14 protein-coding genes and 4 pseudogenes are annotated in these 19,249 nt (G+C 68.2%); 10 read left to right on the top strand and 8 right to left on the bottom strand.

Annotated features, from left to right (window positions below):
* Positions 1-215 precede the first annotated feature (215 nt).
* A complete protein-coding gene (locus ABZ370_RS41725) occupies positions 216-1,154 on the top strand; it encodes an alpha/beta hydrolase (RefSeq protein ID WP_358633037.1) in 939 nt (312 codons plus the stop codon).
* Positions 1,155-1,524: 370 nt separating this feature from the next.
* On the opposite strand, the pseudogene ABZ370_RS41720 reads toward ABZ370_RS41725, so the two are convergent.
* Positions 1,525-2,650: pseudogene (locus tag ABZ370_RS41720) on the bottom strand (IS701 family transposase); the annotation flags it as partial.
* Between the two features lie 350 nt (positions 2,651-3,000).
* A complete protein-coding gene (locus tag ABZ370_RS41715; protein ID WP_358633034.1) occupies positions 3,001-3,918 on the bottom strand; it encodes a hypothetical protein in 918 nt (305 codons plus the stop codon).
* Between the two features lie 1,019 nt (positions 3,919-4,937).
* On the opposite strand from ABZ370_RS41715, the gene ABZ370_RS41710 reads away from it, so the two are divergent.
* Both ABZ370_RS41710 and ABZ370_RS41705 read left to right on the top strand, forming a co-directional pair.
* Positions 4,938-5,618 carry a response regulator transcription factor gene (locus tag ABZ370_RS41710; protein WP_358633031.1) on the top strand — a complete coding sequence of 227 codons (681 nt, stop codon included), beginning with the start codon at positions 4,938-4,940 and terminating at the stop codon, positions 5,616-5,618.
* Positions 5,605-7,116, top strand: a complete 1,512-nt coding sequence (locus tag ABZ370_RS41705; RefSeq protein ID WP_358633028.1) for a HAMP domain-containing sensor histidine kinase — start codon at positions 5,605-5,607, stop codon at positions 7,114-7,116. The genes ABZ370_RS41710 and ABZ370_RS41705 overlap by 14 nt, the downstream gene beginning before the upstream one ends.
* Positions 7,117-7,276: 160 nt before the next feature.
* Here ABZ370_RS41705 and ABZ370_RS41700 read toward each other — a convergent pair whose 3' ends face one another.
* The 3 genes from ABZ370_RS41700 to ABZ370_RS41690 form a co-directional block, all read right to left on the bottom strand.
* Positions 7,277-7,657, bottom strand: coding sequence for a hypothetical protein (locus tag ABZ370_RS41700; RefSeq protein ID WP_358633025.1), 381 nt, complete (start codon positions 7,655-7,657; stop codon positions 7,277-7,279).
* A gap of 433 nt (positions 7,658-8,090) precedes the next feature.
* Entirely contained in the window at positions 8,091-8,570 is a 480-nt protein-coding gene (locus ABZ370_RS41695; RefSeq protein WP_358633022.1) for a hypothetical protein, read from the bottom strand.
* A gap of 232 nt (positions 8,571-8,802) precedes the next feature.
* Entirely contained in the window at positions 8,803-9,660 is an 858-nt protein-coding gene (locus ABZ370_RS41690) for a methyltransferase domain-containing protein (protein WP_358633019.1), read from the bottom strand.
* 654 nt (positions 9,661-10,314) lie between these two features.
* On the opposite strand from ABZ370_RS41690, the gene ABZ370_RS41685 reads away from it, so the two are divergent.
* Positions 10,315-10,602, top strand: coding sequence for a YiaA/YiaB family inner membrane protein (locus tag ABZ370_RS41685; RefSeq protein WP_358633016.1), 288 nt, complete (start codon positions 10,315-10,317; stop codon positions 10,600-10,602).
* A 1,453-nt stretch (positions 10,603-12,055) separates the two neighbouring features.
* Here ABZ370_RS41685 and ABZ370_RS41680 read toward each other — a convergent pair.
* Positions 12,056-12,567: pseudogene (locus tag ABZ370_RS41680) on the bottom strand (AraC family transcriptional regulator); the annotation flags it as partial.
* Between the two features lie 70 nt (positions 12,568-12,637).
* On the opposite strand from ABZ370_RS41680, the pseudogene ABZ370_RS41675 reads away from it, so the two are divergent.
* From ABZ370_RS41675 to ABZ370_RS41665, 3 genes and pseudogenes are all read left to right on the top strand, one after another.
* A pseudogene (locus ABZ370_RS41675) lies at positions 12,638-12,871 on the top strand (sulfite exporter TauE/SafE family protein); the annotation flags it as partial.
* 243 nt (positions 12,872-13,114) lie between these two features.
* Entirely contained in the window at positions 13,115-13,429 is a 315-nt protein-coding gene (locus tag ABZ370_RS41670) for a hypothetical protein (RefSeq protein WP_358633013.1), read from the top strand.
* Positions 13,430-13,654: 225 nt separating this feature from the next.
* Complete coding sequence (locus ABZ370_RS41665) at positions 13,655-14,023, top strand: hypothetical protein (protein WP_358633010.1); 369 nt, start codon at positions 13,655-13,657, stop codon at positions 14,021-14,023.
* 259 nt (positions 14,024-14,282) lie between these two features.
* On the opposite strand, the gene ABZ370_RS41660 is transcribed toward ABZ370_RS41665, so the two are convergent.
* A complete protein-coding gene (locus ABZ370_RS41660; RefSeq protein WP_358633008.1) occupies positions 14,283-14,723 on the bottom strand; it encodes a VOC family protein in 441 nt (146 codons plus the stop codon).
* Positions 14,724-15,076: 353 nt separating this feature from the next.
* Between ABZ370_RS41660 and ABZ370_RS41655 the strand changes: the two are divergent.
* Positions 15,077-15,525 (top strand): annotated as a pseudogene (locus tag ABZ370_RS41655) (transposase); the annotation flags it as partial.
* Here the strand turns inward: ABZ370_RS41655 and ABZ370_RS41650 are convergent.
* Positions 15,506-16,423: a LysR family transcriptional regulator gene (locus ABZ370_RS41650; RefSeq protein WP_358633005.1), complete on the bottom strand. Its 918-nt coding sequence runs from the start codon at positions 16,421-16,423 to the stop codon at positions 15,506-15,508. The pseudogene ABZ370_RS41655 and the gene ABZ370_RS41650 sit on opposite strands and share 20 nt — an antisense overlap.
* Positions 16,424-16,556: 133 nt before the next feature.
* Here ABZ370_RS41650 and ABZ370_RS41645 point away from each other — a divergent pair, with 133 nt between their 5' ends.
* On the top strand, positions 16,557-17,675 hold the full coding sequence (locus ABZ370_RS41645; RefSeq protein WP_358633002.1) for a PrpF domain-containing protein: 1,119 nt from the start codon (positions 16,557-16,559) through the stop codon (positions 17,673-17,675).
* Entirely contained in the window at positions 17,672-19,081 is a 1,410-nt protein-coding gene (gene dctA, locus ABZ370_RS41640; protein WP_358632999.1) for a C4-dicarboxylate transporter DctA, read from the top strand. Before ABZ370_RS41645 ends, dctA begins: the two co-directional genes overlap by 4 nt.
* The last annotated feature ends 168 nt before the right edge of the window (positions 19,082-19,249 follow it).

Raw genomic sequence — 19,249 nt, 5'->3', positions numbered from 1 at the left:
CACTTCCTTGCCGATGCGTCGATGGTTCGGGCTGTGTTGCGCACCATTCTATCTTGAACTGATCGGTTCAAGATGGGTTAGCCTTCAAGCGTGGTCATGGCCAGGCATACCGCGCACTTCGCGACCGCGCGCGAAACACGCCACGTGGTCCCAGCCACCGCCGTCAGCTACACCGTCCCCACCGCACACCTGACACCGATGGAGGATCGATCCCCGTGACCGGCCCGGCAACCAGCACTCCGCATGTCTCCGAAAGCAACCCCATCCGCGACCTGCCCCTGCAGCATCTGGCCGGATTCACTCACCGCTGGGTCGACGCGGACGGCGTCCGCCTTCATGCCGTCGAAGGCGGACGGCCGGGCGGCCCGGCCGTCGTCCTGCTCGCCGGATTCCCGCAAACCTGGTGGGCCTGGCGAAAGGTGATGCCCGGCCTCACCCACCGGTTCCACGTCATCGCGATCGACCTGCCGGGTCAGGGCCACTCCGAGCGTCCGGAGCGCAGCTACGACACGCACGCGGTCGCCGCGCACGTCCACACCGCCGTGAAGGCTCTCGGAGTGTCGACTTACTCCCTGGTCGCCCACGACATCGGCGCCTGGGTCGCTTTCTCCCTCGCCCTCAACTTCGAGAGCCACCTGCGCGGGGTCGCTCTGCTCGACGCCGGAATTCCCGGTATCACCCTCCCGGAGGCGATTCCCACCGACCCGGATCGAGCGTGGAAAACCTGGCATTTCGCGTTCCACATCGTGCCCGACCTGCCCGAGACGCTGCTTGCCGGCCGCGAACGCGAGTACGTCGGCTGGTTCCTGAAGGTGAAGGCCCTGTCTCCCGACACGTTCGACGACGCCGAGCTCGACCACTACGCGGCGGCCGTCGCCGTCGACGGCGGCCTGCGCGCTTCCCTCGCGTACTACCGAGACGCCGCGGAGTCAGCGCGCAAGAACCGCGAGGCGCTCAATCAGCGGCACCTGACCGTGCCCGTCCTCGGAATCTCCAGCAGCCACGGCTCCATTCCGGACATGGCGGCCTCCATCAGCCCATGGGCCGACGACACCACCGGAGTCGTCGTGCCCGACGCCGGACACTTCATCCCCGACGAGCAGCCCGAAGCTATCGCTGCCGCAATAGCAGACTTCATCGCCGACGGCGACTGACGCCTGTCGAACCTACCCGACCGCGCTGCCCAAGGCCGCGCGAAACTCAGACCACGAAGTCCGACTGCCGTACTAGGGCTCCAGTTGGGCTTCTCCATATGACCTGGTCACGGGGGCCTTTTGGAGTCTAGTTGGCTGATGCTGCATCAGGTGGGCGGTGGTTCGTGACTCACCCGATCGGGGTGCGTGCGGCGTCGGTAGTGGCAGTGGCGGGCGACGGCCTGGTGGCGTCGGCGCCAGCTGGACCAGTGGAGTCGGCGCATGGGTGACCGGCGCCAGACTGCGGGGGAACGGGCAAGGTCCAGGAGTCGCCGGACTTCTGCCACGGTGAGGGGGGCGAGGCTGGTCGAACCGTTTCCTCGGCCCCCTTTTCGAGGGCCTGGGCTGTCATCGCCGCCAGGAAGGCGTGCACGAGCATGGCCAGGGTGATGTGGCGGTACCAGCCGACGTAACGGCGGACTTCGTACTGGTCCAGGCCGCATTCGTTCTTCGCGGCCTGGAAGCACTCCTCGATGGCCCACCGGGCGCCAGCCACCCGCGCCAGTTCACGGACGGTGGCTTGCGTCGGGGCAAAGGCGAGGTAGTACGCGATCTCCTCGGGACGAGCCAGGCTGCGGCGGGCCAGCACCCAGCGCTGGTGGGCGGGATCCGCGCCGTCGATGACGGGCAGCTTGGCCGCCGCCCAGTCGTAGACCCGCGGTCCCTTCGCACCATCCCCGCAGGAGATCCGTTCCCATGCCTCAGCCGGGGGCGCCGGTCAGGACATGGTCGATGCGCCAGCTCCCCGCTGGCGACTTGACCTGCTGTGACTTGGGCACGGCCAGGACGTAGCCCACACCGGCCTCCTCCAGCATCCGTCGGAAATGCCACTCCTGCCCGTAGGCCGCATCGGCGGTCACCCAGGCGATCGGCAGCACGGAGTCCAGCGCCCGTTGGACCATGGCGCGTGCAAGTTCGGGCTTGGTCGCGAAGGACTTGTTCTCCGGGATCCGGGCTGCGCGGCACCGGTCGGGATCCTCGGTCCAGGACCTGGGCAGGTAGAGCTCGCGGTCCACCAGGGCCCGGCCCTTGGCGGAGGTGTAGGCCGCGAACACTCCGATCTGGCAGTTCTCCGTGCGGCCGGCGGTGCCAGAATATTGCCGTTGCACCCCGGCGGAGTCGATGCCCTTCTTCAGGAAGCCTGTGTCGTCCACGATCAGCACACCGTCCGGCTGACCGAGTCGCTCGGCAACGTAGTCCCGCAGGTCGTCGCGGATCTCATCGGGATTCCACTGGCACCACGACAGCAGTCGCTGCAGGCCGTACGGGGTGTCGTGGCCCGCGTGCTCGGCTATCTGCCAGCTGTTCTTCCGGCCCACCGGGCCCAGCAAGCCCCGCACGTAGTCCCGCATCCGCCGTCGCGGCTCGACCCGGCCGAACCTCTCGCCCACCCGCAGCAGCAAAGACTCCAACTCGGCATTCCACAGGCCTACTTCGGTATCGCTCTCCGTCTCCATAACCGGTTCAACGCACCCCGATCGGGTGAGTCACAAACCACCGCCCACCTGATGCAGCATCAGCCAACTAGACTCCAAAAGGCCCCTGTGACCAGGTCATATGGAGAAGCCCAACTGGAGTACTAGGGCTCATGCCCTACGATGCCGATGTCCTCGCGCTGAGCCGGAACTTCCCGCCCCTGATCCTCGGGAACGGGCGGATCCGCCCGGACGTCTCCCGCCTGATCGGATGTCATTGCTCCGCCACCCCTGTTCTCCCCTGCTCGCGAGGGCCCCCGACGCCGGTGAACCGGCCATCCCCGTGCGCCGTGACACTCCCGTTCCCCACCGCACGGCCGTCATATCTCACGTCAGCAATTCCCTTGCCAAGGCACCGCATAGGAGCTGCCGATTTCATACAGCCCTGGTGTGGAAACTTTGAAACGGATCCAGTCACCATCACGCTCGATACAACCAGCGCTGGTGCGTAGCCAGGGGGAATAGGCGATACGCAACCTCACCATGCCAGGCTTGGGAACTTGTACTGCAATTTTTGCATTGTCGCTGCTGACGACTGAAGCATCTGCACCTGAGATAATTGGCCTGGCACCCTTCACCCGATAAATCTCCCACTGGGAGTCATGCCATACCGGCTCCAGCCAGCTTGGTCTGCTGCGGACGAGCTTGGCTTCGTCTTTTGCCGCCCAGTCAGGCTCACCCCCCGGCAAGATGACATAACCTACTGCCCACTTGTCGAGCCATGCGCGATATTTCCCAATCGTCAACTGGTTTTCATAGAAAAGGCCCCCACGTTCTACATCGAGCTGACGATTCCACCCCCTTGCCAGATTCACGTGAGGACCGAGTGCGGTGGTTTCACGATGATTGACCGCAGGCACTACCTCCACACGCGTGCGGTCCGCGTGCAAACGGTCGAGCGCTTTCAGTACACCTTGCGTATGGGATGTCCATGACGGCACAGGTGTCGACATATTGAGCACATGGATAGCGTGTGCCGTCACCCACTGCACGGAAAGAGCGAGGGAAAGCCCGATAGCTACCCTTGACACTATTTGAACGCCGCGCTCGAGTAGCACGCAGAGGAGCGCCGGGGGCCCGAATAGTTCAGCGAGACGGATTACGTTGGAACCGACAGGTGAAGAAATCAGTCCGCTCAAGACCACACCTGACGCATAAACTGCGGAGCTGAAACGTAGAGTCCTCCACTCTTGCGGCGCCAGCAGCGCCAGAACGATTCCGAAGAGGGTTGGCTTCCAGATGTCGTCCATTGCCATGGGCATTGCGCCGCTAAAAGGAAGGAGTAAGGTTGTCAAAGCGACCACTGCGACAGGCGGTGCACAAACAGCGATAGCTCTTCCAATATCCCGGTTCAAGAGCCACCCTGCCCCGAGAACCAGGAGGAACAGCCCTGCGACGGGACTAGCCAGAGTTGCCAGGGCGCTGAACGCCGATGCCAGCACCAAGCGCCGGCTGGAACCTGCCAGGCCAAGACAGGACACTAGTGCCAGAGCCACGCCCAGTGCGAAAGTAGAGCGCCCCGACGCGACATTCGCCCAGAGAGACAGGACCGCCAGGAGTGTAGGCCACAGCGGACGACTTACCCCGCTACGTACGAACACACGCCCCATGAACCACGAGGCAATGATTCCCGCCCCCGCGGTGACAGGCCGCACACCAAGAAGAGCCATCAACTGCGGTGCAATTACACTGTAGTTGCCGACATGGATGCCCCCGTACCAGCCCATGTTGTAGGGGGATCCGGGGTGTCGGGAGGCGAAATCCGCCCATGAAAATTGCGCGGCAAGATCACCGCCGCCTGTTGCCAGATAGGCGACCCATGCTGCATACAGCGGCAGGGCTAGGGCGGTAGCCGAAATCGGGACGTAGTGTTGGCGCCAGCGTGTACGCGCCCATGCGAATCCGCCGGCATGAAAACTATCTGCAGGCATTTGGGCATCTACATCTGCAGGCAGTTGGACCGCCGAGACGGAGGGAGGTATTCGCCGTCCATTCAGTATTTCCTGCGGAACGCTTGTGTGGCTAACGAACGCCCCACTGGGCAATTTTATTGATTTCTGGCTCGATGATCGGCCAGAACTGCTCGAACATTTTGCTGGCGACGGGTGTTCGCCGGCGGGGACACGTTCATCACAGGACATCGGCGACAGGGCCTTTCAGCAGTGGCGAAGACATTCCGCCAGCGTGCCCGGACCTCGTTGACCGGATGCTGACCCAACCTGACCGGCTGATCAGGAAGGCGGGCCGGCGCTGTGCAAGGCTGCACCACATGCGCATCCTTGTGGTCGAAGACGAGGTGGACCTTGCCCACACCCTGCACACCGGTCTGACCGCCGAGGGCTACAGCGTCGACCTCGCCCATGACGGCCGGCAGGGACTGTGGATGGTCCGGACCGGCGAATACGCCCTTGTCGTACTGGACTTGATGCTGCCCGGACTCAACGGCTACAAGGTCTGCGCCCAGCTGCGCCGGGAGGGCAACGCGACCCCCATCCTGGTACTCACCGCCAAGGACGGGGACTGGGATCAGGCAGAGGCCCTGGACACGGGGGCCGATGACTACCTGACCAAACCCTTCTCCTACATGGTGCTCGTCGCACGGCTGCGGGCCCTGGTCAGACGAGCCGCCACGGTCGCCCCGCCCGTCCTTGCCGTGGGCGACCTCTCGTTGGATGTCGCCGGCCGGGTCTGCCACCGGGCCGGGGCCCGAGTGGAACTCACGCCCCGGGAGTTCGCCGTGCTGGAGCTGCTGGCCCGGTGGGCGGGCCAGGCGGTCTCCAAAACGGATCTGCTCTATCACGCGTGGCCCGATGAAGCCCGGGATCCCAACCTGGTGGAGGCGCGCGTCAGCGCACTGCGCAAGAAGGTGGACTCCGCGTTCGGCCGACGGTCCCTGCAGACCGTACGGGGTACCGGCTACCGACTGGTGGACGACCGTGAACGCGACTGAGCCGCGACGCCGCTGGTGGCCGCGTTCGGTACGAGCCCGCACGGCCCTGGCCGTCGCCTCGGCGGCCGCCGTCATCCTGGCCGGCATCGGCTGGTGGCTACACCACGACGTCTACCGCCAGAGCACACAGATCGCCGAAGGGCAGGCGCAAAAACAGCTCTTGGCTCTCGTCGATCAGCTGGAGGAGGGTGTGGTTCCGGTTCGCAGAAGCACTGTGCCGTACGAGGTCGTCGCGACCGACCGCCGCGCCGCTGTCGCCTACGGCGGAGGCATGGAGGAGTTCGATCCCGGCACCCGCCATGTGCTGCCCGCCCCGCCGAAGGCCGAGTTGCCCGCCCCACCGGATGACGGGGCAGCCTGGGGCTATACGACCCGTCCCCTGCGCATACCGGCGCGCCACGACTCCAAGCCCTGGGACCGGTTCGGCAAGGACGGTGGGACCTACCTGGTCATGTACGACGATGTCAGGGCCGATGAACTGAGCAGCGACAGAGTCGCCGCTCTGGGCATCGCCGCCGACGCCCAGCTGCGGGTCTATGTGGTGGTGCTCCCACACGCAGCCGAGGACATCGCCGAGTCAATCACCAAGACCACCGACCGCTCGCTACTCCGGGCCGGGCTCGTCAGCCTCGTACTGATCGCCGCCGTCACCTACTTCGCCGTCCGCATCGCGCTGCGGCCGGTCGAAGCCATCCGCGTCCTCACCGCCTCGGTCACCGCGAGCGACCCCCGAGAGCGCGTCACCGTCCCCGCCACGGGACACGAGATCACCGCCCTGGCCACCACCATCAACACCACCCTCCAACGCCTCGACAACGCCGCCGCCCAGCAACGCCGCTTCGTCGCGGACGCCGCCCACGAACTACGCAGCCCCCTCACCACACTGCTCGCCAGCCTGGAAATCGCGCTCGCCTACCCGGAACGCACCGACTGGCCCGCCGCGGCCACCACCGCCGCACGACAGACCCGCCGCCTCCACGCCCTCGCCGAGGACCTGCTGCTCCTCGCCCGCCTCGACACCCGCACCCCCATAGCCGGCCCCGACACCGTCGACCTGACAGCCCTCGCCTCCCGGCTGACCGAGCAATACCCCCTCACCGAACGACCGTTGACCCTCACCTGCGACAGCACCGCCCCCGCACACGCACACGGAAACCCCGGCGAATACGAACGGCTGCTGCGCAACCTCATCGACAACGCCGCCCGCCACGCCGCACACCGCATCCAGATCACCATCCGAAACCAGGACGCCTGGGTCGTCCTCACGGTGCACGACGACGGACCAGGTGTGCCCACCAAGGACGCCGAGCGCATCTTCGAACGCTTCGTCCGGCTCGACGACGCCCGCTCCCGCGACCACGGCGGCGCCGGCCTGGGCCTCGCCATCGCCCGCGACCTGGCCCACCGCCACCAAGGCACCCTCACCCTCACCCCCAGGACCCTCGGAGCATGCTTCCAGCTACGCATCCCCCAAGCCCCCACCCCAGCCGAGAAATGACGCACCTCTCCACGTGAGACGCGTGGCACGACGCACGCCCGAAAGCATGTGCATGCCCCCGAGCGGCAGCGTGAGGGGGAACACCACTGCTCCATGGGCAGACCCCGGTCACATCTCAGGCATGCGAAACGTGGAAACCTCAACGGAAACCGCAGTCACCTCAAGCTCGGGAAAGCGTCGACCAGCCGCAGAACGGCGCTGCGGCTGATGCCAGAAGGCCGTGATCCGGACGCGAACCAGGCGGTGTTCGCAGGTCACAGCGCGCGATGAGGGCGCGGTGCCAACGCAGCACCGTGTCAGGGCGTACAAGCAGCCGTAATCTTCGCAGGACGTGAAGTGGCAGCCGGTGCAGCAGCGCCGCCAGGAATGCCCGATCGCTGGGCGTGAACCGGGCCTTGCCCTCGCCGAGTTGACGTTCCAAAACGGTGACCTGGTGGCGTAGCGCGAGGATCTCCGCGCACTCGTCCCGGTCGGACATCGGCAGCAGGCGAAGCATCGCGAACGCGTTCGTCACGCCGAGGTAAGCCAGTCGCAGCAGCACGGTCGATCATCTTGCCGCGGTGAGCGCCAGCCTCGCGAGAGCGCCTGTTTTGGCGACTTCGCCGGTCGACCTCCGGTACACCGCGCACACCACCTCCCGCCAGGGCGGATGACATTTACGGCAAGCGCAGAGTCCTTGCTGCGCTGGGTCAGGGTGATTGCTGTCAGCCCGGTATTGGCTGGGTGCGAGCTGATCGAGTTCGCCGTTATCGCCGACGCGGTGGTGCGGCGCTTGAGCGCCTGTGGCGTCGCGCCCGGTGGGGCAGGTTTCATCATCGGCGTGGCGGTGGTGGTCTCCCGGCGCGGCGCGTCCCGCTGGCTGGCCGGCTCAGATGCGTCTCTCTCTCCGCTCGCGAAATTTCTGTATGGCGGCGGGGTCGTGGGTGTACGCCTCGCCGGCTGGCCGGCCCAGTCCTGCGGTGCGCGGCTGCTGCTCAAGCTTCGCGTATCTCCTGCTGACGGCTGGGCAGGCCCTGCCCGATCTGGTGGCCGGCCTCCGGCTGCCCTTGGGTCATGGCCTCGCGGAGAAGCTCTGCCGGTGCCTGTGGTGTGGGCATTGCTGAAGCGGCTACGCCGTGGGGGAGCAGCCGCTGGAGTTCGGTGCGCGGCAACCAGTGTGTGCGGTCTGCCTCACGGACGGGCACCGCGACGGTATCCGTTGGGGGCGCGCCCTTCTTGCTGGTCGGCGCTGCCACCACGAGCAGGCACCCGGGATCCTGGGCGGGGATGTCGATGTAGGCCGTGCACGCGGCGTGCCGGTCGTCGGACCACTCCACGCTCGTCCTGCGTGGCGGCGGGGTGACGTGCTCGCGGATCAAGTTGCGCGACTGGTCGGGATCGACGGACGACCCGTCGATGGAGCTCACCTTGTCGAGGATCTCCCGCCCCTGCTCCAGAGGCGTGGTGATCCCCATGACGATGATGCCGCCACCCCTGTTGGCGAACGCTGCGACTCCTGTGGCAGGCGATCTTGACGGTTTGTCAGGCTGGTTTGACCGGCCTGTTCCACGCTGGACTGTTCCTTCCTGCAGGTGATGGCCCGGCCAGCGCCGGGGTGGGAGCTGGTGGTGGGGTGCTGTGCCGGGGGGTTTTGGCCTGGCGGTGACGGAGACCGTGGGAGTCGGGGCGGGGTGGGGCTGGCCGCGGTCAGGGGGATTTCACGGCGTTGACCATGGTGTATCCCATCTTGTCCCGGCACAGGGTGAGGATGCGCGGGTAGACGGTGTCGAGCTGCGCCATCGCGTCGGTGCCCACCAGCTCCGTGATCTGGGCGCGCCTTGCGGCGAACAGGCGCGGGATCAGTTCGTAGGTGGGTTTGAACTCCTGGGACATGTCGTGCGTGCTTTGGATGGCGAAGCCGGCCTCGCCGAGCATGCGGGAGTAGTCTTCGGGTCCGGCGGGGAGGCGGGAGAGGGCGAACGCGGCCTGGAAGAGCTGGACTTCTTCGGGTGTGAAGGGCACGGCTTCGTAGCAGTCCGCGAGGACGAAGCGGCCCCCGGGCCGCAGTACCCGCCGGACCTCGCGGATCGCGGCGGGGCGGTCGGAGAAGTGGGCGAAGGACTCGATGGCCCATGCGGCGTCGAAGGTCTCGGATGCCTGGGGAAGGGCCATGGCGTCTGCCTGTTCGAAGGTGACGCGGTCGGAGAGTCCCGCTTTCAAGGCGCGGTCGCGGCCGGCCCGGACCTGCGCGGCGCTGACCGTCACGCCGAGGACGTTCGTGCCCGGCTCGGTGCCGATCCGTACGGTGGGCCGGCCTGTGCCGCAGCCGATGTCCAGCATCCGCTGTCCTGGCAGCAGCCTGACCACGTCGATGAGGGTGCCGGTCCAGGAGTCCTGGGCCCGGGTGAGTTCCTCCCACATCTCCTCGGCCGTCAGTTCTCCCGTTTCCGTCCGCACGCCGTCGGTCCACATGCCCAGGTGCATGCTGTCGCCCATGGTCAGGCCGTACAGGCCTCCGAAGCGGTCGTACCATTCGCCGACCTCCCGGGCCGATGGATTACTCATGTCCAACTCCTCGCTTCCGGGCGGCCCACCGGGTGGGCTGGCGCCGCCGGGCCGACCCGGCCGATCGGCTCCGCGCCTCCACTACTTCCCCAGGACGGGCGCGCAGTGAGGCCACACGGCGGGGCGCACGGAAGCACGGGTGGATCATCCATGCACTGAATCGCCTACATGCGGCAGACACGCTTCGCTGGCCGTCAAGATCACTTGGCAAACGGTCAAGATCTCGTGTCAGAGGTCAGCGGCGCTCGCCCCCTCGCTCGCGACCAACCCCACGTTCCACGCCTTCCGCACGGGTGAATCTCCGGTACCGCCGGGTCATGTGCCTGGTGGTGGTCGCTCTTCTGTGGTGGGGGAGGGTTCGGAAGGAGGAGGCGGGTCAGGTGTTGGCCGTGCCGGTCCGGGGCAGAGGCGTCGGGTGATCCCCGGGCTGCTCCGGGCTGCTCCCGGGTCGGGGGGTGGTTGGCCGGAGGTTTGCGGGGTGCCCCAGCCGTGTGCTGATGCGCCGGGCAGGAAGTCGAGTCGATGCCAGACGACCGGCCAGGGCCGTCACCGCCGTCGGATGAGCTGCCGTCGAGCAGCTGGGAGCCTGATCTGAGTACGTATCTGAGTATCCGGGCGGATGGGGAGCGGTCTGCGGCCGCCGGTCCTTTGCTCATGAGTGAGACACCGGTCAAGTATCAGAGCACGACCGTGTTCTACGGTCAGGCGGTCGCTTCTTTCTCCATCGCCATGGCGGCCACCGTCGTCGGCATCTTCCGGCTGAACGCCGATGCCTGGGTGCGCGGTTTCCTGGCCATCGCCGTGCTCTATCTGGTGACGTCGGCCTTCACCCTGGCCAAGGTGATCCGGGACCGGCAGGAGGCCGGGCAACTTGTCAGCCGGGTCGATCAGGCCCGGGTGGAAAGGCTTCTCGCGGAGCATGACCCCTTCGAAAAGTTGTGAATATCTCCGGGGGTTTGAGCGGGTCAGGGGACCTGGGTGGCCAGTTTTTTCACCTCTCGCGGAGTGGTCGGTGCGAGCTGATGCCGCAACGGATGCAGATTGCTGGATGTGAACGTCTGGTGGGCTGCCCTGCCCGCGTCCTCTGCCGAGCCTTCTGTGTGAGTGATCATGTGTAGGCGGCGCGGTATGCGCCTCCGGGAGGGCGGGCGTGAACGATACCTACGCCTGCCGGGGCGTGTTCTGACGGGGGGCTTGACGGTCACGGGGCCGGCGAAGCCGGTCTGGGGGAGGGGTCGCTCCGAGGCCGGTCTCCCGCGCCATCGGCGTGTTACCGGCCCCGACCAGTCTGTGGGCTGGACCTTGCGGTGATCCGGATCAGCAGTGAATGCTGCAGACTCCAGCGCTCCGGCCGTCGTCCAGGTTGCGCCGGCCACCGGAGACGATGAGTCCGTGAACCCGGCAGTGCCCGAATCCCGACACCGGCTGTCCATCCGGATGCCGTTCCGGCGGATGAAGAGGACCTTGATCGCGGCCGTCGGTATGGGCGTGGCCGTTGCTTTGAGCGGGTGCGGCGAGGACACCGGCCAAGCCGTGGGATCAAGAGCACCGGTGATGCGGGGTCGAAGGCCCGGTCGGGGACCTGCCGCTGGGCTGGTGCGGGGCTGTTTTGCCCAAGCTCCTTTGCCCGGTGGGAAGTTGTGTACCTGAGGTCGGAATGCTGCTTTAATTGGGTAGTTGATCTTGAGTCCAGGCTCCTCGGAAAGGCGATCGTGATGTCTCCCGCCCTCTACCAGACCCGCTCCCGTTCCGAGGCCCCGTCCGACGTTGCGGGCGCCGGCGTTCTCCGCGTCGTGTCCGACTCCCGCACTCCGGTGTTTCTCACCGTGCACGCAAGTGGACGACGCCGGTACGGCTACTGGCAGCCGTACGACTCCGCCACCAAGAGGGGAGGTTGCTATGTCGCCCTTCCCACCCTCGAATGCGACAGGCTGTACTCCGGGGGACGGACCACTCTCGGCGACCCCCTGGTGGATCCTGCTAAGACCACGTACCGCGTATGGCCGGCCCGTTCGCCGGTCGTGCCGGTAGGTATCCCGGTGGCACCCCGTCCCGCGGTGGCGGTGGCACGGGCGCTTGCCGCATGAGCCGGGGTTTCACCGTCCTGCCGGCCCAGACCGACGAGGCCGGGGGCTCACCTGGCACTCCCCGCGCCCGGCCCGACGAGGCGCACGGTGATCCGAAGGCAACACCTTAGGCGTTGCAGGGAGGTGGGTGTCCGGGAGGTCTTCCATCGCGGCTGTCATCCGCGGCTGGTGTCCCGGCGGCGAGGTCGAGTGGTGGGTCGATGAGCCACTGGGGCTGGCGGCCGTCCCACAGGGCGACAAGGTCTCCCGCGATCGCCTGGTGTCCCTGCTGTTGGAGACGCGGCCTCGTCCCGGTCCCGCCGGATGGCGATTGCGAGGGTGGCGAGGACCCTCAGGGGAAGGGCCGCGAGCGGGCGGGCGCGGGTCCGCCAGAGGGGCTGAGCTGTCGCCGGTCTCCGCGCGGAAGCGCCGGGTGAAGGCCCGTTCGCTGTGTGCTGTGCGGTCGGCCCGGACGGTGTTGGTGATGCCGGCATCCGGTGCGGCCAGGTATGCCCGGCACAGTTCCGCCGGGTCGGTGGAGGGCTGGTTCGTGAGGTGGAAGGCAAGCGCGGGGCCCGCCGCGGCGATCTCGTGCAGCAGCAGCTCGGCAATGCACCCCTCCCGCCCGCCCGGACAGGCCGAAGTAGCCCCGAACTCGACGGAATTCAGGAGGAGTTCACGAAATAGAGGTGGTAGGTCCAGGACTGTGCAGGTGGCGGGTCACCAGAGAACGGCGTCGGGTTCGGTGTACAGGCTCCCGGGTGCTCACCCCCAGCATCCGGACCCGGTGTCGGTTGGCGGCCGGAATCAGGGCGGCGCGCTCGGGCGGGACGGTCGTAGTGGCCGAGACACGAAGGAACAGTGCCGACCTTCGCATGCGAGACGGCGGGCGGCCCTGATGGGGCGGTCCCGTGGACGTGGTGATGTTGACCGGGATCGGGCTCCTCACCGGAGCCACGACGGTTTTGTTCGGGTTCGGCGGCGGGTTCGCCGCGGTCCCGGTCCCGGTCGTGGTGTGGGTGGAGGCCGCGCTGGGCGCGGACGCGATGCGGGTGGCGACGGCCCCCTCGGGCCTGGTGCAGGTGGTGCACGAGGGATTCGCCACGGCCGTCACACCCCGGCGCGTGCTCGGCGTCCTCCGCGGCAGCACAGGGTGCTCCTTCTGCCGGCGGCTGGCCCCGAGCCGCTGCGCGAGTCCTTCCGCGTCCAGCACCGCACCGACCACGCCCTGATGTCACTGCCCGGCGTCGGCACCGAAGCCGGAAAACGCCGGCACCGCCATCGACCAGGGACTGCGCCTGGCCTTCACCGCGGCCGCGCCCCTCGACGAATCCCCCCTCGTCGGCATCGCCCTGGCCGGCTGGGCTGCCCAGGGCACGGGCCTGCGGATGCGGGCCGTCGGCAACGAGCTCGCCGCGCGTCTGACCGAGACCGTCCACCGCCTCCAGTTCGACAACCGGAACACCCCGATCGAGCGCACCCACGATGAGGAAGAGGACCTGGCCCGCATGCTGCTCGCCGTGGCCTGGTTCCAGGTCCTCGCCCGCAACTCGATCGGCTTCGTGTACACCCCGCTCGCCCGCACCGCGTGGGAGGACCCCGGCGCCTTCACCGCCCAAAGGCTCCTGGAACTCCCGCACCGCGACCTGGTGGCCGACGTCGTCGCCCAGCTCTACCGGGCCGCCGATGGCCCCCCTTTTTAAGGCTCTGCGCGCCCGTACCGCGCCGGAGGACTGCACCGGAGGGCCGACGTTCGCGGGCATCGACATCCACGCCGACACCGACCTCCTGCTGCTCGACTTCAAGAGCACCCGCCACCCCGGACGTCTACCTGAAGAGCTGCCTGGCAGCTGCTCGGCTGTCTACTACTCGACACCCCCGACCACTACCGCATCGACACCCTCGGCCTCTGCCTCACCCGCTCCGCTGTGCTCGCGAGCTGGCCGGTCGAGGAATACCTGGACCTGCTCGGAACCTGCCGCCGCGACCTGACCGCCCTCGGCGCGCTGCTCGCCGAACTCCTGGCAGGCTGCCCGGCCGACGTCGTCCCGCACGGCCAGGAGGCCGAAGACCGTACCCGCCGGCTCCTTGACCGCCTCGCCCCGGCCATCGCCCCCGATCACTGCCTGGTGTGCGCGCAGGCCCTGCCTGCTGGGGTCCGTCGGCCGACGGACTGCTCCCGCTGGTGCGGCGTGCGCAGCCATACCCTGCGCAAGAAGGGCCAGCTTCCCAGCCGCGCCACGGTGGCACTGGGCGGCTCTCGGCGAAACCGCCCGGGGAGCCGCCGAGGGCTGTGAGACCTGTGAGGCTCACCTCCCATTTCCGCAGGCAGACGGGGTGAAGTGTGAGCTGTGAGGGTGTGGGATACACGCTCGCGCTACCCCGTCGAGCCCTGGTCAGGCTCGTCGACGCGGCGTTGCGCGTGAGCCGGAATCTTTCGTCCCGGGCGACCCTCGCTCAGCTCACCTGGCGCGGTGCCTTCGGCAGCTCCACCGCGCTGGGTATGCCCACACGCGCGCCGGGCGGACAGCAATGAGCTGGGTTCTCAGCAAACACTCAGCGCAGTTGCTCGGCCAGTCCGATGATGATGCCCGCGGGGCCGCGGAGGTAGCAGAGCAGATAGCTGTCCTCGAACCGGGCGATCTCGCCGAGGAGTTCGGCGCCGTGAGGGCGCAGTCGGGTAACGGTGTCCTTGATGTCGTCGACGGCGAACATGACGCGGTGTGTGCCCAGGATGTTGTGCGGCTGGTTGCGCGGCCCGGTGCTGATCACCGCGGGGCTGCGGTATTTCGCCAGCTCGAGCCGGCTGTGACCGTACGGGGTCCGGACCATCGCGATGTCGCAGTGGACGCCGTCGAGTCCGGTGCACTGGTCGGCGACGAGGCCTTCGACCTCTGCCCTGCCCTCCAGCTCCATACCGAGTTCCACGAAGAACGCGATGGCGGCATCGATGTCCTCGACGACGATGCCGATGTTGTCCATCCGCTGAATCGCCATGCTGTTTTCTCCTTCTTCCCCATGCGGCCGGCGGTGGCCGCTGATGTCCCTGGGACGGAGCCGGTGGCACGTTCTCGACATCCGCAGACCGCCGAACTCCGAAAGATCCGTCACCGTGATGCTTTCTCGGAAAACGGCAACTCCCGCCCCGCTTCACGCACCCCCTCTGACCTGGTCTTCCGGGGTACTCGAACACTCACTTAGCTTGTCGTTTATCTGACGAGGTCGAAACGTTCCTCGCACTGGGTCGCTCACCCGGGCATTCGCCGGACGCACGGGTGGCCTCGGCCTGATCATGTGCTCCGGCCCAGGGACACACCTGATCAGAGACCGAGGCAGTGGGGAAGAGTGTGCTGCAAACGCTGGTCGGTCTGGCGCTCGCACCGGAACACGGCCGTGGTCACGGTGCCTTGTACGGCGGCTTGAACAAGGGGTGCATGGACATGGCCCGACTTCGGCGGACGATCGCCGGGCTGCCGCTGCCGCTGCCGCTGCCGCTGCCGGAGGCGGAGGCGGCGGCGGATGGCCGCCTGGTACTGGCGGTCGACGTCTGACCGTGGCTACGGCCGGACGCCGCGACGTGCCCGGACCGCTCCTTGTGCCACCTACTGCCGTGGCGATGCCAAGCACCAGATGATCCCGGGCCGGCCGTACTCGAATCGTGGCCGCGCCGGAGACTGGCCGCATCTCCTGGACCGCGGTGCTCGACGCGATCCGCCTTCAGCCCGGCGCTGACCTCGCGGCTGTCACGGCCGCCCAGCTGCGCGAGGTCGTGACACGTCTCATCGTCGCAGGCCAGTGGCGCCGGCCGTGGCGCCCTCGCGCAGGTAGTCCGCGAAGGCCTGGGCGGCGGGGGTGAGGGCGTGGTCGGCCATGCGGACGAGGAGGATGCGGCGTACCGGGGCGGGGGGTTGCAGGGGCAGGACGCTGACGCCGCCGCGGATGCCTTCCAGGGCCAGGGTGGGGGCGAGGGCGACGCCGATACCGGCGGCGACCATGGCCTGAGCCTCCTGGTAGTCGTGGGCTTCGTAGGCGATCTGCGGCTCGAATCCGGCTGTGTGGCAACTGCGGGCGAGGGCCTCGGCCACCGGGTGGTTCTCGGCGCGGGTGATCCAGGGGTCGTTCGCGAAGTCGGCGAGGGCGGCCATGGGGCGGTCGGCGAGGGGGTGGTCCTTGCCGACGAGGAGGGCCGGGGGGTCGTCGGCGAGCGAGGTGACGACGATGTCCTCGCGGTCGATGCGGTTCCAGTCGTAGTCCCACATCAGGGACATCTCGACTTCCCGGTTCTCCAGCATCGCCCACAGGCCCGCGATGCGGGCGCTGCGCACGGTCAGCCGTACCTCGGGGTGTGCTTCCCGGAAGGCGATCACGGCCCGGGGGAGGAGGGAGGCGCCGACGGTGGGGAAGGTGCCGATGCGCAGGGTGCCCGCGCGCAGTCCCGCGAAGTCGGCGAGTTCGTTCTCCGCGGCCGTCAGCTCCCGCTCGATCCGCTCCCCGCGCATCGCCAGGGCGCGTCCCGCGTCGGTAAGCGTCACGCCCCTCGCGTGGCGCTCCAGCAGCGGTTGCCCGGCCTCCGCCTCCAGGCGGCTGACCTGCTGGGACACCGCTGACGGCGTGTAGTTGAGCGCCCGCGCGGTAGCGGTGACCGAGCCCCGGCGTGCGACCTCGGTGAAGAGACGGATGCGCCGCACATCGAGCACCGCGCCACCTCCAGCATTAATTTCAACTTAATACCCATACAGATTTCCGAGATTGTACTTCACACTCTTCGCGCTCACCGTGGATCACACCCCCGTACGGAAGCGCCGTCGGGATTTCCACGAGGAGTCTGTTGTGTTGCGTCTGCAGGGCGAGATGATCCGCGGAGGAACCAGCAAATGCTGGATCTTCGACCACCACGAAGTGGTCGCGACCGGCGTGGACGCCGACACCCTGCTCCTCGCCGCCTACAACGCCGCCGACCCCCGCCACATCGACGGCGTCGGCGGCGCCTCCTCCACCACCTCCAAGGCCGCGATCGTCCGCACGTCGGACGCGCCGGGCGTCGACATCGAGTACGCCTTCGCGCAAATCGGCATCGGTGACGAACGTGTGGAGTGGACCAGCAACTGCGGCAACTGCGCCACCGCCGTCGCCCTGTACGCCGTCCACAACAGCCTGGTACCGGTCACATCGGACTCCACCACCGTGCGGATGCTCAACGTCAACACGGGAGCCCGCCTCACCGGCACCATCCCCACCCCGGGCCATACGGCCCCCGACGAGGGCGCGGCGGCGGTGCCGGGCACCGCCGCGCTCGGCGTGCCGGTCCTGCTCGGCTTCGAGGACCCCGCCGGTACCAGCACGGGCCGCGCCCTGCCGACCGGCCGCGCCCTGGACACCCTGACCGGGCCCACCGGCCCCATCGAGGCGTCCCTGGTCGACGCCGGAGCCCCGGCCGCGCTGTTCGAGGCCAAGGCGTTCGGCCTCGACGGCACCGAATCCCTCACCGCGTTCGCCCAGGCGGTGCCCGCGCTCACCGCGCTGCGCCGCGAGGCCGCCCTGGCCATGGGCCTGGCCGACCGGAGGGACCCGGTCAGCCATGCCGTGCCGAAGGTCGGCGTCGTCGCCCGGTCCGCCCCGTATCACACCACCCAGGGCACTGAGGTCGGTCAGGACGCCTACGACCTGGCCGTACGCATGGTCTCCATGCACGCACCCCACCCGGCGATCGGCCTCACCTCGGCCGTCGCGCTGGCCACCGCAGCCGCCATCCCCGGCACCCTCGCCCACCGCGTCGCCCGGCAGACCGCCGACGGCACGCTGCGCCTGGGCACCCCGGCAGGGGTCATCACCGCCCAAGCCGTCCCCGCGCCGGACGGCGCGTCCCCCACGGTGCTGCTGCACCGCGCCGCCCGACGCATCGCCCGAGCCGAACTCCTCGTTCCCGTCCTGGAAGGACGCCCCGCATGAGCCGCAACGACGCCGCCCCGGGCACTGGCACCGCGCCACCGCGCCGCATCCGCCGGCTGCTGTCCCTGCTCTACCTCCAGTGCCTGATCGGCGTCCTCGCCGGGGCTGCCGTCGGCTGGCTGTGGCCGTCCTTCGGAGCCGGTCTCAAGCCCCTCGGTGACGGCTTCATCGCGCTGGTGCGCATGATGATCGCGCCGATCATCTTCTCTACCGTCGTCCACGGCATCGCCTCCATGGGCAACGCGCGCGCCGTCGGCCGGGTCGGCCTCAAGGCACTGCTCTACTTCGAGGTGCTGACCACCGTCGCCATGGTGATCGGTCTGGTCGTCGTCAACGTCGTCCAGCCCGGCAGCGGACTGCACGTCGACACCTCCACCCTCTCCACCGAAGGCCTGCCGCCGGAGGCCACCGCGAGTCACGAGAGCTTCGCCGCCTTCGTCCTCGCCATGATTCCGGACACCCTGCTCAGCGCGCTGACCGGCCACGAGATCCTGCCGGTGCTGGTGATCTCGGTGCTCTTCGGCTTCGGCCTGCACGCCAGTGGCGAGGCGGGTCTGGGCATCGCCCAGGGCATCGAGAAACTGTCCAAGGTCCTGTTCACGCTCATCCGCTGGATCATGCGGCTCGCCCCGGCCGGCGCCTTCGGCTCCATGGCCTTCACCATCGGCAACTACGGCCTGGACACCCTGAGCCACCTCTTCCTGCTGGTCGGCTCCTTCTGGCTCACCGCCCTGTTCTTCGTCCTGGTCGTCCTCGGTACGGTCATGCGCATCAACGGCCTGCGCCTGCTGCCCTTCCTCCGCTACATCAGGGAAGAGCTCCTGATCGTCCTGGGCACCTCGTCCACCGAGCCGGTGCTGCCGCGCATGATGGGCAAGCTCCAACACGTGGGCGCCTCCAAGCCGGTCGTCGGCATCACACTGCCCGCCGGGTACTCCTTCAACCTCGACGGCACCGCGATCTACCTGACCATGGGGTCCGTCTTCCTCGCCCAGGCCCTCGGCATCGACCTCAGTCTCACCCAGCAGCTGTCGATGCTCGCCGTCATGCTCCTCACCTCCAAGGGCGCCGCCGGGGTCACCGGTTCCGGCTTCATCGCCCTGGCCGCCACCCTCAGCGCCGTTCCGCACGTACCCGTCGCCGCCCTGGCACTCATCTTCGGCATCGACCGCTTCATGTCCGAGGCCCGCGCCCTGACCAGCCTGGTCGGCAACGGCGTCGCCACCCTGGCGGTGGCCAAATGGGAGGGGCAGCTCGACGAGAGCCGCGCCAAGGCCGTCCTCCGCGGCGACATCCCGTACCCCTCCGCTCCCGAGGCCGCCCCCACCCCCGGCGGGAAACCCCTGGACGACGGCCCGAAGGCAACAGCCGCAACGGACCGTGACCCCGTGGCGGCCGCCGGCTGACCCCCCGCACCCAGCCGGCCCGGAGCGTGCTCCGGGCCGGACCTTCTCGTGCTCAGGAGCACCGCGGAACCATCCGCGCAGGACCGCTTCCCCCGCACCCACCTCACCCCGTACGGCTGCCGTCCAACAGGCGAACTCGCCCGCCCCCACCGTCCAGCCCGGATCGGC

The organism is Streptomyces sp. NPDC005962 (assembly GCF_040629205.1).
Lineage (GTDB): Bacteria > Actinomycetota > Actinomycetes > Streptomycetales > Streptomycetaceae > Streptomyces.
The sequence above is the reverse complement of the archived record's forward strand: the minus strand, read 5'-3'. Positions and strand labels throughout refer to the sequence as shown.

Bases quoted from the DNA above. Each gene is read 5' to 3' on its own strand.
- ABZ370_RS41695 (WP_358633022.1), bottom strand. From the start codon at position 8,570: ATGGGGATCACCACGCCTCTGGAGCAGGGGCGGGAGATCCTCGACAAG.
- ABZ370_RS41685 (WP_358633016.1), top strand. From the start codon at position 10,315: ATGAGTGAGACACCGGTCAAGTATCAGAGCACGACCGTGTTCTACGGT.
- dctA (WP_358632999.1), top strand. From the start codon at position 17,672: ATGAGCCGCAACGACGCCGCCCCGGGCACTGGCACCGCGCCACCGCGC.
- ABZ370_RS41710 (WP_358633031.1), top strand. From the start codon at position 4,938: ATGCGCATCCTTGTGGTCGAAGACGAGGTGGACCTTGCCCACACCCTG.
- ABZ370_RS41670 (WP_358633013.1), top strand. From the start codon at position 13,115: ATGCGGGCCGTCGGCAACGAGCTCGCCGCGCGTCTGACCGAGACCGTC.
- ABZ370_RS41715 (WP_358633034.1), bottom strand. From the start codon at position 3,918: ATGGACGACATCTGGAAGCCAACCCTCTTCGGAATCGTTCTGGCGCTG.
- ABZ370_RS41660 (WP_358633008.1), bottom strand. From the start codon at position 14,723: ATGGCGATTCAGCGGATGGACAACATCGGCATCGTCGTCGAGGACATC.
- ABZ370_RS41690 (WP_358633019.1), bottom strand. From the start codon at position 9,660: ATGAGTAATCCATCGGCCCGGGAGGTCGGCGAATGGTACGACCGCTTC.